General features: G+C 38.5%; 11 protein-coding genes. 8 read left to right on the top strand and 3 right to left on the bottom strand.

Annotated elements, in window-relative coordinates; all coding sequences use genetic code 11:
- Window positions 1-312 precede the first annotated feature (312 nt).
- Window positions 313-3720, top strand: coding sequence for an Ig-like domain-containing protein (locus ACYTR8_RS03225; protein ID WP_479641663.1), 3408 nt, complete (start codon window positions 313-315; stop codon window positions 3718-3720).
- 283 nt (window positions 3721-4003) lie between these two features.
- Window positions 4004-4399, top strand: coding sequence for an LPXTG cell wall anchor domain-containing protein (locus ACYTR8_RS03230; RefSeq protein ID WP_269760705.1), 396 nt, complete (start codon window positions 4004-4006; stop codon window positions 4397-4399).
- Window positions 4400-4535: 136 nt separating this feature from the next.
- Here ACYTR8_RS03230 and ACYTR8_RS03235 read toward each other — a convergent pair whose 3' ends face one another.
- From ACYTR8_RS03235 to ACYTR8_RS03245, 3 genes are all read right to left on the bottom strand, one after another.
- Window positions 4536-6080, bottom strand: coding sequence for a helix-turn-helix domain-containing protein (locus ACYTR8_RS03235; RefSeq protein ID WP_111716194.1), 1545 nt, complete (start codon window positions 6078-6080; stop codon window positions 4536-4538).
- A 159-nt stretch (window positions 6081-6239) separates the two neighbouring features.
- Complete coding sequence (locus tag ACYTR8_RS03240; protein WP_434177661.1) at window positions 6240-7517, bottom strand: hydroxymethylglutaryl-CoA reductase, degradative; 1278 nt, start codon at window positions 7515-7517, stop codon at window positions 6240-6242.
- On the bottom strand, window positions 7498-8679 hold the full coding sequence (locus ACYTR8_RS03245) for a hydroxymethylglutaryl-CoA synthase (protein ID WP_111716199.1): 1182 nt from the start codon (window positions 8677-8679) through the stop codon (window positions 7498-7500). Before ACYTR8_RS03245 ends, ACYTR8_RS03240 begins: the two co-directional genes overlap by 20 nt.
- Window positions 8680-8896: 217 nt before the next feature.
- On the opposite strand from ACYTR8_RS03245, the gene ACYTR8_RS03250 reads away from it, so the two are divergent.
- The 6 genes from ACYTR8_RS03250 to ACYTR8_RS03275 all read left to right on the top strand — a co-directional run bounded on the left by ACYTR8_RS03250 (window position 8897) and on the right by ACYTR8_RS03275 (window position 13342).
- Window positions 8897-9736 (top strand): thymidylate synthase, encoded by an 840-nt coding sequence (locus ACYTR8_RS03250; RefSeq protein ID WP_129555803.1) that lies wholly within the window; start codon window positions 8897-8899, stop codon window positions 9734-9736.
- Window positions 9737-9816: 80 nt separating this feature from the next.
- Complete coding sequence (locus tag ACYTR8_RS03255) at window positions 9817-10314, top strand: dihydrofolate reductase (protein ID WP_269760710.1); 498 nt, start codon at window positions 9817-9819, stop codon at window positions 10312-10314.
- A gap of 19 nt (window positions 10315-10333) precedes the next feature.
- On the top strand, window positions 10334-10504 hold the full coding sequence (locus ACYTR8_RS03260; RefSeq protein WP_003054200.1) for a hypothetical protein: 171 nt from the start codon (window positions 10334-10336) through the stop codon (window positions 10502-10504).
- A gap of 117 nt (window positions 10505-10621) precedes the next feature.
- Complete coding sequence (gene clpX, locus ACYTR8_RS03265) at window positions 10622-11851, top strand: ATP-dependent Clp protease ATP-binding subunit ClpX (RefSeq protein ID WP_479641664.1); 1230 nt, start codon at window positions 10622-10624, stop codon at window positions 11849-11851.
- Between the two features lie 9 nt (window positions 11852-11860).
- Window positions 11861-12460: a ribosome biogenesis GTP-binding protein YihA/YsxC gene (gene yihA, locus ACYTR8_RS03270; protein WP_003061604.1), complete on the top strand. Its 600-nt coding sequence runs from the start codon at window positions 11861-11863 to the stop codon at window positions 12458-12460.
- 138 nt (window positions 12461-12598) lie between these two features.
- Window positions 12599-13342, top strand: coding sequence for a hypothetical protein (locus tag ACYTR8_RS03275; RefSeq protein ID WP_269760711.1), 744 nt, complete (start codon window positions 12599-12601; stop codon window positions 13340-13342).
- Window positions 13343-13395 lie beyond the last annotated feature (53 nt).

Below are 13395 nucleotides of genomic sequence, written 5' to 3' on the forward strand. Positions count from 1 at the left end.
GTCGTCAATGCGTGCTCAGACCTAACATTACATGATATGTTACTATTAACATTAAAAAAACTATTTTTTTAAATATGGGAAACGTGAAAAATAAAGTTAATCTAATCTAAAAAATCTATCATTGATGTTTTGGATAATACTATCTAAGGTTATTCGCAGGAGTGGCAAATCAGATATTCCAAAAAACGGCAATCCTCTCAACTGGGAATAGGGTCTCATTTGTGCGATAATTGGAAACGTTTGAAGTATCTAAGCATTGCGACGACCAATGGAAACTAAAAACGAAAACTTAAAATTGAGGGAGAAACCATCGTGTTTGAGAGAGAGAAAAGCCGATTTTCGATTAGAAAAAATAAATGTTACGGAGCCTGCTCCGTATTTTTAGGATTAACCATCCTAACCTTAGCCATGGCAGGAGGAAACGTCAAGGCGGATAGTCCAGTATCAGCAGAAGAAGCACCAACTACTTCAACATTAGTAGCACCAGAAGGAGCAGCCCAACACCTTCCAACAGAGACCACGGCTGGCTATAGCCTTGAATCTGATGAAGAGGGATTAGAGACTAACACTGAAATAGCACCAGCATCTCTGGAAGCGCAAGGAGCAACGCCACGAGCGATAGAAGGAGAAGTGGTTGCAGGACAAGATGTGAGTGATAATATAGACGCCATAGAAGCGAAGTTCAGAGATGATAAAGAAATAGATCCTAACAATGGCGGAAATTTATATTTTGAAACTATCTTCAAAATAGATGATCAAGTTAAAGAAGGTGATTATTTCTATTTAGAATTGTCTAAAGATCTCACTCCATATGGTGATGATAAATCTCATGAAGGGCAATTTGAATCTTTACATGATGGAGATGTTGTTCTTGCAAAAGCAGAATATATTGAAACACAAAATAAAATTAAATACACATTTACTGACGAAATTACTCATCGTACAGATGTGAATGGTTTTATTCGCCTTCCTCTTTTTATCAATAGGGAACAAGTTTTAGAAAGTTCTTTAATTTATCCAGAAGTTAAAATTGGAAAAAATAAGGTCAGTATACCAGTAAATATTAAGTACGCTACTCTTAAAGATCAGAAGGAAACATTATCTGCTAATATTTTTTCAATAATTACTAGCGTTGAAGAAAAAAATGCTGAATTTGAATGGACAATTTATATAAATCCGTTAGGAAAAAAATTAGTAGATGCAACTGTGAAGTTATCACCTTTAGATAAACAACATTTAAATAGTAAATCTTCTGCTAACTTTCTAAATCTGAATTTAGACGATGTAGAATTATTTAAAGTCCCACAGAATTATCAATTGCCAGAAAGTTTTGGGTTAAACTATAAAATACTTACTAAAGTAAGTGAAGTAAAGAATTCAGTAATTAAAAACAATGATGGAACTATAGATTTAAAGTTAAATAATTATCTTATTAATGGAGAAAGCTACGTACTGAAGATAAAAAGTCCATATAATGTCAATAGTGGAAGAATTAGCGTTACAGCAGAACTAGATGCTAAGAAAATATTTTATCCTTATGAATATACTGGTCATGGTAGTATTGCTACTAATGAATTTGAAGAAGGCCAAGCAGGGGCGCAGTCGTTAGAAGCAGTAGGTTTCTTTGTTGAAAGGCATATATATGAAACTGTAGATGAAGATGGAAATAAAATTGGTGAAGCAGATTATACTATTGAAAATTCTACCTCCGGTGCTGTAGACAGTCAATTTATAACTCAAAGAAAATATGATTACCCTGAATATCACTTAGTAAACGTTACTTCAGGAACTGATACAAAATTCAATGTTAATGGAGTTCAAACTAATAACAGTTATATCAAAAACAAAGTTCAGGAAGTCACTTATTTGTATCAAAGACAAATAGTAACCAAAGGCTCCTTCCAAGAGCACCACGACTACTATGATATGGAACGTGCGTTTGATGGAACGATTTTAAAACGGACAAAGAACACTAATTTGTCTTATTCAGGTCAGATGCAATCTGGTAAGGAAACTGAACACTATACAACACAGAAAAATGAGCAAGATGATTATAAATTCCTAACTGTTACGGGTGCAAAAAATGAACCTGTCTACAATAATAATGGAGAGACTAGTCAAGGTAATTTTGTTGCCAATGTAAAAAAAGAAGTGACTTATGAATACGAGAAAGTAAACCAACCAGGACGCTTTGAAGATACTCATAAGTACTTTATTAACTATGTGGATGCTAATGGTCAGGTTATTCGTACAGAAGAAGTAAATTCCCTCACTAATCAGTACCAAGAGGGAATGCCAGAGTGGGATGAATACGTTGCTTATCCACTGGAAAAAGACGGATTTGTTTTTAAAACAACATCTGATGATAAGTTAACAAATCCTGGAAACTTTGATAAAGAGAATAAAATCACTCGAGGTTCCTACATTCCAGGGGAAATGCAACGCATCACCTATAATTATTATAAGGATGTTCTGTTAAGTGGAACTGTTATTGCGACATATGGTGAGTTTGGAACAGGTCAACCGTTAAGTGATGCAGTGTTTGCTACTTACGGTAAAGCTGATAAAGAGTTGCCAAATGGCGCGGGTCAACTAAATGATGACTATGTAACCGTTGCAAAAGATATTCCGGGTTACCATCTGGTCGAACAACCTGAAAATGCTAAAGGAAAAGTTAGTGATGGCGTCACTTACGTTCACTATCTTTATCAAAAAGACAAAGAGCCACTAGGTACTGTCATTGTGCGTCACATCGAGTTTGGAACAGGTAAAGAGTTGGCGCCATCAGAGTACGCGACATACGATGATGTTCCAGCTGACGTTCCAGCAGGTTCTACCGTTGCGGGAACTGGTTATGAAACTAAACCAGCACAAATCGATGGCTACGATCTCGTTGAGGTGCCAGAGAACGATTATGGTAATGTTGTCGAAGGCATCACCCGTCTGACTTATGTGTATAAGAAACAAATCATTACTGGCCAAGGAGAAATCATTGATTTTGAATTGGAAAGTAATGGGGATGAATCTGGACAAAATGAGCAACCAGATGAGATTTCAGAACATGGACCACTTGTTGAATTAGAGTATCCAAGCCAAGAAGGCATGTCAGGAGAAAATGCTGGAACTGTAGAAATTGAAGAAAATGCTCCAATCGTTGAATTGGATTATCCAAGTCAAGAGGGGATGTCAGGAGAAAATGCAGGAACGGTAGAGATTGAAGAAAGCTCTCCAATCGTGGAACTTGATTACCCAAGCCAAGAAGGCATGTCAGGGGAAAATGCTGGTACTGTGGAAGTTGAGGAGAATGCTCCAATTGTTAAATTGGATTATCCAAGTCAAGAGGGGATGTCAGGAGAAAATGCAGGAACGGTAGAGATTGAAGAAAGCTCTCCAATCGTGGAACTTGATTACCCAAGCCAAGAAGGTATGTCAGGGGAAAATGCTGGTACTGTGGAAGTTGAGGAGAAAGCTCCAATTGTTGAATTGGATTATCCAAGTCAGGAAGGCATGTCAGGAGAAAATACTGGTCAACAAACAATTGAAGAAGATACTCCGACAGTAACAATCGAAGAAAAACCGGTTGTTAAGCCTGTCTCATCACAACCATCTAAGGAAGAACTTCCTGCAACTGGAGAACGTTCAGAAACAGCAGTAACTGTTTTAGGATTAGCCTTATCAGCTTTAGGATTAACCTTTATCCGAAAAAGAAAACAAAACTAAAAAAGCCTAAGGTTTTAAAAGACGCTATAATCTTTTTCGAGGGAGACCTCTGAGAGATTATAGATCTTTTTTGTATTTAGAGGGTATGTTGCTAAAAAAGATATTATCCAATGATAAATATTAAATAAACAGAAAATTAAACAATATAATAATGCTATTTTGATGTGTTTTTCTGAAAAAATCATCGAAGAAAGCCAATAAAACTAGTACTATATCATGTTATTGTCAAATAGACTTACTGTTTTGAATAAAAATTGAAAATACTTTAATCTGTCAAAGAGGAGTGTCGGTAGTAGACGAGGAGTCTGCTCAAGAGGACGCCTCAGATCCAACGCCTGAAGTTGACGAAGTGCCGGCAGTAGACGAGGAGCCTGCTCAAGAGGATACTCCTGACACAATTTCCGAAGGACAGTTGACCTTTGAAGGAGATGAACCAACCACTAAAGAAGAAGCTGTTCGCACAGAGGAAGAAAAGTTGCCATCTGTAACAGATGAGACCAAAGTACTATCTTCTGTAAAAGTGGTGGAAACGTCAGAAGGATCATCCTCTCCATCTTCTCATGTCTCAGAAAAGAAACTTCCAACAACGGGTGAAACAAAAGGGCTAAGAATGAGTGTCCTTGGTTTACTTTTAGCAGGATTAGGAGTTGGTTTTATGAAACGTAAAAAGGCTGATTAATCACCTAATGAAGGAAAGAATTAGCAGTCATGCTAAGTTTCGATGAAATGTTCAAATAACATTAAAAAAAGGACATGGTTGAGAGAAACCGTGTCCTTTTTGAGGTAGTATAGCTGAGCAACAGATTATAGCAGCGCTATTGAAGGGTACTATAGAGTTGATTCAGAAACGTTTGGTAATTTTCTTGCCTTAACTTAGCGATTGTTTCTGCAATCACTGTTTGTGATAAAGCATGAAAACTCATGGAGAAATTAATAAAGTGATGGTCCTGCTGTTGATAGAGATTTTTGAGGTAGTCTCTGTTTCTCAAGTCAGAGAGAATGATACCTTTTTTCTGGTTAAGACTCTCAAGGCAAGGACTGGTTAAAATATTAATGCCATAAATATCGGCAACGGAGGTTGGGAAATTCAGTTTTAAATAGGTTTGCAAAAGGGATAAGTCTGCAATGTTATTAGCAAAGACATAGACAGGGACAGGCTCTAAGTGGAGTTTAATCAGTTCACGTAAATGAACCGTCAGCAAATAACAAGCAACCGTATTATTGTGTTCTTCAATCCCTAACACTTTTAGCCAGTTGTCTAAGAGATGGGTCACGATGCTAAGCAAGATGTGATCTTCCTCATCCAAATGATAATGTCCAAAAAATCCCTCTGGAAGAAGTCCTTGCATGCCACAAAGATAGTTTTGCATCAAGAACATGCAAGCGACAGTAAAAAAATTGCTAGTGCTGATTTGACTACCAAAGAGCGCTTCACAATGAGGAAGGAGGTATTTAATATCAGTATCTAGGCGAACAATTTGTAACATCTCTTTTTTGTCGGACACTAACCATTGGTCTTTATACAAGGCGTTGTTAGTAGTGCAGTAGGCTAGAAACAGGTATTCACGTTCTCTCTCCGAGAACTGAATGCCTAACTTGGGTTCTAGAACACGACTGCAAATGGTTGACACTCGATCAAAAATAAAAATAGATTTGAGATGTTCTAAATTATGATCGCAAAAATCAGACAGAGGGTAGTCGTGTCGGTACCAGGAGAGGATAACCAAATAGCTGAAAAATTGATACTCTTCAGGTGTGTTTTCTAAAATAGCAAGGTTTAAGGTCTTGTTAGAAGTGACGATAATATCTTTGACCAAGTCTAAATCTTTTTTAGCAAACTCATAGATTGGAAAGCCGTAGCGGTAGTGAAGAAGCGCGATGAGAAATCTCATCCGATGCTCAGGTCCAGAAATCTGGTTATGACGGATGGTTAGGCCGACCTCTTTTAGAAAGTTAAGACATTTCTTTTTCAGACGATAGGCAGTGGCAGTAGAAACGAACTGACTCTGGCTAAAATCGGAAAAGTCTTTCTGTTTGGGGTCCAAAAAGAAATGAAGAGTTTGAAGAAATAAGGAATTCTGATATATAGCATAAAAATAATGTAATTTATTGCCTAGAATACTTGTTTCTAGTTGCACTTGGCCTCCTTTTATGGTCCAACTGAGTTGGTCTTCGTAAAGGAGAGCTAAGTCTTTTAAGGTATCAGCTACCTTTTTTTCCCCTGCATCCACAAGGGTTGCTAATTGAGATAAGTGAATATCTTGAAAATCCAACAGGGCATTTAAAAAGGTTACTTGTTCGGTAAGTTTACCTTCGATGTAGTCTTGAATCTTGGAAACCTCTCGGGAGCAAAATGTCAATTAATGAAATAGAAATAAGGTGGATAGGTATTACCAAGGATTGTCAATAAGATAGAGATAATGAAACCAAGCGACTAAAAAGCCCTTCCCAAGAGAATGAGTTGGGAGGACTAACCGGTTATTGGGTAACCATCTCTGTCTAAAAGAGGTAGCCTTAGTTTAAGCATTTCGTAGTATTGCTAGATGCTGACTAGCTTTCTCAAGGTTCATTGGCTTGTCTGCTAATAAGGAGGTCACCAAAGGGGCAACTTCCTCTTCTTTAGCACCTGCTAAAAGGGCTAGGGACTTCGCATGAAGCTTCATATGGCCTGCTTGAATACCTGAGGATGTCAAAGCCTTGAGCGCAGCAAAGTTTTGAGCCAATCCCACCGAAACAATAACCTGAGCTAAGGTTTTAGCATCTGGTTGATTAAGCAAATCATGGGCAATGGAGACAGTTGGATTAAGCCCAATGGATCCACCTTTACTGGCAATGGGCATAGGGAGCGTTAATTGACCAAGTAATACTTCTTGTTCCTGGTCAAACTCCCAATGGCTGAGGCCTTGGTAAGACCCATTTCTTGAAGCGTAAGCATGCCCCCCTGCTTCGATGGCACGCCAGTCGTTCCCTGTCGCCATAACTACCGCGTCAATGCCGTTAAATATGCCCTTATTATGGGTGGCAGCTCGGTAGGAGTCCGCTTGAGCTAATTGACTTGCCAAGACCATTTTTTTGGCTAATTGCTGGGCTTCTGTCTTGTCTCGACTCAAAAAGCGAATATCAACTTGACAACTAGCCGTTACAAGAGACTCTGTGGCATAATTTGATAGAATAGCCATTAAGCTTTGTCCCTTGGATAATGATTCTAAGTCGGGAATAAGTGCTTCCATCATGGTATTGACCATATTGGCTCCCATGGCCTCTTGTGTGTCTACTGTGAGGTAAAAAATAAGGAAATCTCCCTTTTCTTCCAAACGGATCTCTCTGGCGCCGCCACCTCTTTTGACAATTGATGGGTAAGCATCATTGGCAGCTGCAATCAGTTTGTCTGAGTTGGCAAGAATAGTCTGTTTAGCTTCTTCCACTTGGTCGATATCATAGAGAGCAACTTGACCAATCATTTGGCGTTTGAGAACTTTAGAGGCAAAGCCCCCAGAGCGCTTGATCAGTTTAGCAGCAAAGGAAGCAGCAGCGACAACGGATGGTTCTTCGGTCACAAAAGGGACTTGATAAGACACGCCGTTAATGAGGAAATCAGGAGCGATACTAAAAGGCAAGGCAAAGCGTCCCAAAACATTCTCGGTTAGTTGATTAGCCGTTTCGATAGGTAGTAAGTAATCTCTCTCTAATGCTTGAAGATGCTCAGGGGTTAAGAGTTCAAATTGTTTAATGAGTTGCAGTCGCTCTTCAAAGGTCTTCTTTGAAAAGCCTGCCCAATTAAGATTCATATTTGTCATTGATTTGGTATAGTCGTTGATTGTCCTTGATTTCTGTTAAGGCAAATTTGCTAGTTAAGTAGGTGTTGAAGCTGGCATTGCCTCGCTTGTCCAATTTGGCTTCTTCGTAGAAAAGCTCTTCGTACTCAGCTACAGAAAGGCGATGTCTTTGATCTAAAATGGTTTGACGATCCGTCATTAGCATCTGCTCATAGCCTGCTACTAACTGTCCTGAGAAAATTTCACTCACTGCTCCAGAACCGTAACTGAAAAGTCCGATTCGGTCCCCTGCTTGTAACGTTTTGCTATTTTCAAGCAGAGACAAGAGACCTAAATAAAGAGAACCTGTATAGATGTTGCCGATTTGTTTGCTGTAAGTGATAGAAGCTTGGAAGTTTTCCAGTAAGTGTTCCGTGTGTTCAACAGGCAAGGACTCATCCATCATTTTGTTCAGTCCTTTCAAGGCTAACTTTGGAAAAGGAAGATGGAAACAAAAAGCAGCAAAATCTGTTAGTTGAGCCCCTGTTTTATCTTGGTAGGCTTGCCAGGTAGTTTCTAAAGAGTCAAGGTACTGTTTGGTAGAGTAGACGCCGTTAACAAAAGGCGTTGTACTATAATTTGGACGCCAGAAGTCCATGATATCTCGCGTCTGCGCCAGATTGTCTTGATGTAATTCGAGAATACGTGGATTAGCCGTTACCAACATAGCAATGCTTCCAGCCCCTTGAGTGGATTCACCAGCAGAATCAATACCATATTTAGCAATGTCACTGGCAATAACAAGAACACGTGATTCTGGCTTTGCTGCCACATGTAGTTTAGCGTAATCTAACGCGGCCGTGGCACTGTAACAAGCTTCTTTGACTTCAAAAGAACGGGCAAAAGGTTGAATCCCCATCAAATGGTGGACGTAAATTGCCGCGGCTTTGGATTGGTCAACGCTTGACTCTGTTGCGAGAATAACCATGTCAATTGTAGCTTTGTCTTCATCTGTTAATATCTGATCAGCTGCAGAAGCAGCTAATGTCACAATATCTTCTGTAACCGGAGTAACACTAAGGGCCTCGATGAGCAGTCCCTGACTAAATTTTGCTGGATCTGTTTGGCGAGCAAGAGCCAAGTCATCCAATTTCAAGACATATTGACTGGTCGCAAAACCAATCTTATCAATTCCGATTTTCATAAGTGTCCTTCTTTAATATCGATTTTTTGTAGTCTTATCCATTTTAACACATTTTATCCAAAAGTTAGACTGATAAAACTATGGCTTTCCTTTTTCAGATTAAAAAAAGAGAACTTATCAGATAGCATTTCCAAGAGACATTTCGTTGTTTATTCTGGTATTTTCCTATAAAATTAGTTAAAATAGTAAGAAGTGCTCTGAAAGAAAGGACTTGGAGATGACAAAAGCAGACGATATTTTTAAAGCCAATATTGAAAAAATTATGGATGAGGGTGTCTTTAGTGAACAAGCACGTCCCAAGTATAAAGATGGTCGTACGGCTAATTCCAAATACATCACAGGTGCCTTTGCAGAATACGATTTAGCTAAAGGGGAATTTCCAATTACCACTTTGCGACCTATTCCCATTAAATCAGCTATTAAAGAATTATTGTGGATTTATCAAGATCAAACGAACAGTTTAGATGTTTTGGAAAACAAATACAATGTTCATTATTGGAATGAATGGGAAGTTGGTCAGACAAGAACCATTGGTCAACGTTACGGAGCGGTCGTCAAAAAACATGACATCATTTCAAAATTATTGAAGCAATTAGCAGAAAATCCTTGGAATCGTCGCAATGTCATTTCCCTCTGGGACTATGAGGCTTTTGAAGAGACAGAAGGCTTGTTACCATGTGCCTTTCAAACCATGTTTGATGTTAGACGTGTAGGGGAAGATCTTTATTTAGATGCTACCTTGACGCAACGTTCTAATGATATGTTGGTTGCCCATCATATCAACGCCATGCAATATGTTGCCTTGCAAATGATGATTGCTAAACATTTTGGCTGGAAAGTTGGCAAATTCTTTTATTTTGTCAATAATTTACACATTTACGATAATCAATTTCCTCAGGCTAAGGAATTATTGAAACGACAACCAACTGATTGTCAGCCTAAGCTTGTGTTAAATGTTCCAGATGGTACTAATTTCTTTGATATTAAACCAGAAGATTTTGAATTGCAAGACTACGAACCGGTCAAACCACAATTGCGGTTTGACTTGGCAATCTAAGGATTACCTCGATTTTTTTGTGAGCATTTTACTAAGAAATTTGATAAAATAAGGAAAGTTCAAGGTGAAGGAATAGACGAATGACAAAGGAAATGATTGCTATCTGGGCAGAAGATGAAACAGGTCTTATCGGGGTTGATGGCAAGCTACCATGGTACCTGCCAAGAGAGCTACAACATTTTAAAGAAACAACTTTGAATCAAGCTATTTTAATGGGGAGAGTAACCTTTGATGGCATGAATCGTAGGCTGCTTCCTAATCGTCAAACCCTTGTGATGACAAGAGATGTAAACTATCAAGTAGATGGGGTATTGACCATGACTAGTGTTGAGGAAGTGCTGGATTGGTATCATGCACAGGAAAAAACACTTTACGTTATTGGTGGGAGCAAGGTTTTAGAAGCCTTTGACGGTTATTTTAATCGTGTGATTAAAACAGTGGTTCATCACCAATTTGAAGGGGATACCTACCGACCCAAACTTGACTTAAGTCGTTTTAAGGAAGAAAGCCAAACCTTCTATCCAAAGGATGCAAACAATCCTTACGATTTTACAGTGACGGTTTTAAAACACCAATAGTATAGGGAGATGATAAGGAATGCAACGTAGTATTTTTGGCGTATTTACGGCCTTTTTGTGTGCGATTTGTGTCTTATGTGCTATTCCAGCCTTTCGGAAAAATCGTTACGGCCTAGGGACACTTTTCTTGTTAAATGCTTTTACCAATTTGGTCAATAGTATCCATGCCTTTTATGGCACCTTGTTTTAAAGAATTCTAAAGCGGGTAATCAAAAGATACTTGAAGCATTTAGAGAATATTGAGTACACGAGTGACTCACGAAACGTATGAAATGATAAGAGAAAGTAAGAGAGAGAGTTATAGGAAATGGCAGGAAATCGTACAAACGATATTAAAGTATATTGCTCATTTTGTGGCAAAAGCCAAGACGAAGTCAAAAAAATTATTGCAGGGAATAATGTTTTTATCTGTAATGAATGTGTGGCTTTGTCACAAGAAATTATTAAAGAAGAGTTGGCAGAAGAAGTGTTAGCTGACCTAACAGAAGTTCCAAAACCAAAAGAACTCCTTGAGGTTTTAAACCAGTATGTTGTTGGCCAAGATCGTGCCAAACGTGCTTTATCAGTAGCTGTTTACAATCATTACAAACGCGTGTCATTCACGGAAAGTCGTGATGATGAAGATGTTGAATTGCAAAAATCAAACATTTTAATGATTGGTCCAACAGGTTCAGGAAAGACTTTTCTCGCTCAAACCTTAGCTAAGAGCTTAAATGTTCCTTTTGCGATTGCTGATGCAACCTCACTGACTGAAGCAGGGTATGTTGGAGAAGATGTGGAAAATATTCTTCTCAAGCTTATCCAAGCAGCTGATTATAATGTGGAACGAGCAGAGCGTGGTATCATCTATGTCGATGAAATTGATAAGATTGCTAAAAAAGGTGAAAATGTGTCCATCACACGTGATGTTTCTGGTGAGGGAGTTCAACAGGCTTTGCTAAAAATCATTGAAGGAACGGTTGCTAGTGTTCCTCCTCAAGGCGGTCGTAAGCATCCAAATCAGGAAATGATTCAAATTGATACCAAGAATATCTTGTTTATTGTTGGGGGAGCCTTTGATGGCATTGAAGACATTGTCAAACAACGTTTAGGAGAAAAAGTCATTGGTTTTGGTCAAAACAGCCGAAAAATCGATGACAATGCTTCTTATATGCAAGAGATTATTTCAGAAGATATCCAAAAATTTGGTCTTATCCCAGAGTTTATTGGACGCTTGCCAGTCGTAGCTGCTCTTGAACAACTAAACACATCAGATTTGATTCAAATTTTGACGGAACCAAGAAATGCCCTAGTCAAGCAATATCAGGCTCTTTTTTCTTACGATGGTGTCGAATTGGCATTTGATAAGGAAGCCTTAGAAGCCATTGCAAATAAAGCCATTGAGCGTAAGACAGGCGCGCGTGGTCTTCGTTCTATTATCGAAGAAACGATGTTAGACATTATGTTTGAAATTCCAAGCCAAGAAGATGTCACAAAAGTGCGTATCACCAAGGCTGCTGTCGAAGGCAAGTCAAAACCCGTTTTAGAGACAGCTTAAGGAGAAATAATGGCTGAAGAACAAGTCTTAAATACCCATAACGCCTCAATTTTGTTGAGTGCTGCAAACAAATCTCACTACCCTCAAGATGACCTGCCAGAAATTGCTTTGGCAGGACGTTCCAATGTTGGGAAATCTAGTTTTATTAACACCATGCTTGGGCGAAAAAACTTAGCGCGTACGTCAAGTAAACCAGGAAAAACCCAGCTTTTAAATTTTTTCAACATTGATGACAAGCTTCGCTTTGTAGATGTGCCAGGATATGGTTATGCCAAAGTATCAAAATCTGAACGTGCCAAATGGGGCAAAATGATTGAAGAATATTTGACTAGCAGGGACAATCTAAGAGCTGTCGTGAGTTTGGTGGATTTACGTCATGAACCTTCCAAAGAAGATGTTCAAATGTATGAGTTTTTGAAGTATTATGACATTCCTGTCATTATTGTGGCAACCAAAGCAGACAAGATTCCTCGTGGTAAGTGGAATAAGCATGAATCAATGGTTAAGAAAACTCTGGGGTTTGACAAGACAGATCGTTTTATCATTTTTTCATCAGTGGACCGCGTGGGTATCGACGAAGCATGGGATACTATTTTAGAACACCTATAAAAGAGAGAAAACAGATAGAATATTTCCAATAGGGAATGTTCTTTTTGTGTTCTAAAAAAAGGGTTGATTAGAAGTTTTTAATTTTGACTTGACGCCTTAATCATGTCATGCTAGTATTTTATATTGAGGAGATAAGTAATGACACGAGTAGCCATAAGGCACCCCGCAAGAAAATGTTTGCTATGGGATCGATGTAGTGCTCTTTGTGTGTTTATCATTTTCCTAGCTTTGTTGACGATGCTTTTTGTGATCAGGTACCGTAATAGCTCTATCGAAGGTATTTGGAAGACAGCAAGTATTGATCAAAAATTAGGAGATGATTTTGCGAAACGGCTCACAGGCTTACATCAAAGTCCCCTTATTGATGACAGTTTGTTAACGTCACCCGAAATGATTTTGCAGGTTAAAAATAATAAGGCTCACCTAAGCTTTAGAGTCCAAGTCGAAAAAGCTGCCTTTGCCGAACGTTTAGCATCTTATCACGAAAATGAGCTATTAAAGATACTGAAAGATAATCACCTTGTGATTGGTGAGTTGAGTCAGGAAGAACAACAAATCATTGACAGTAGCATGCCAGCTCACCATGAGTTGGAAATGATTTTAGATCAGGCTTTTGAAAAGCTAGCTTCTAATATTGGTGGTCATTATGATCGGAAAACAGGGAGCTTGTCTGCTATTATTCTTAACGGCAATGTTAATCGCATTTTGCATACGATTGATATTAGTGAATTGACCACCGGACATATTTCCCTTTCAAAAGGTATCACAACACCTAATGGTTACTTTGATTACATCAAATTTGGTAGAAAACTTGAATTATTAGGTGATGAAAAAATTATTTTTAAAAAGATAACAGAAAAAAGCGCATCTGGCACTTCTTAAGGTTGCAAGATGCGCTTTTTTACTTTACGTGATTTTCCCAAAGTAATGGCTAA

The organism is Streptococcus sp. F2 (assembly GCF_056500955.1).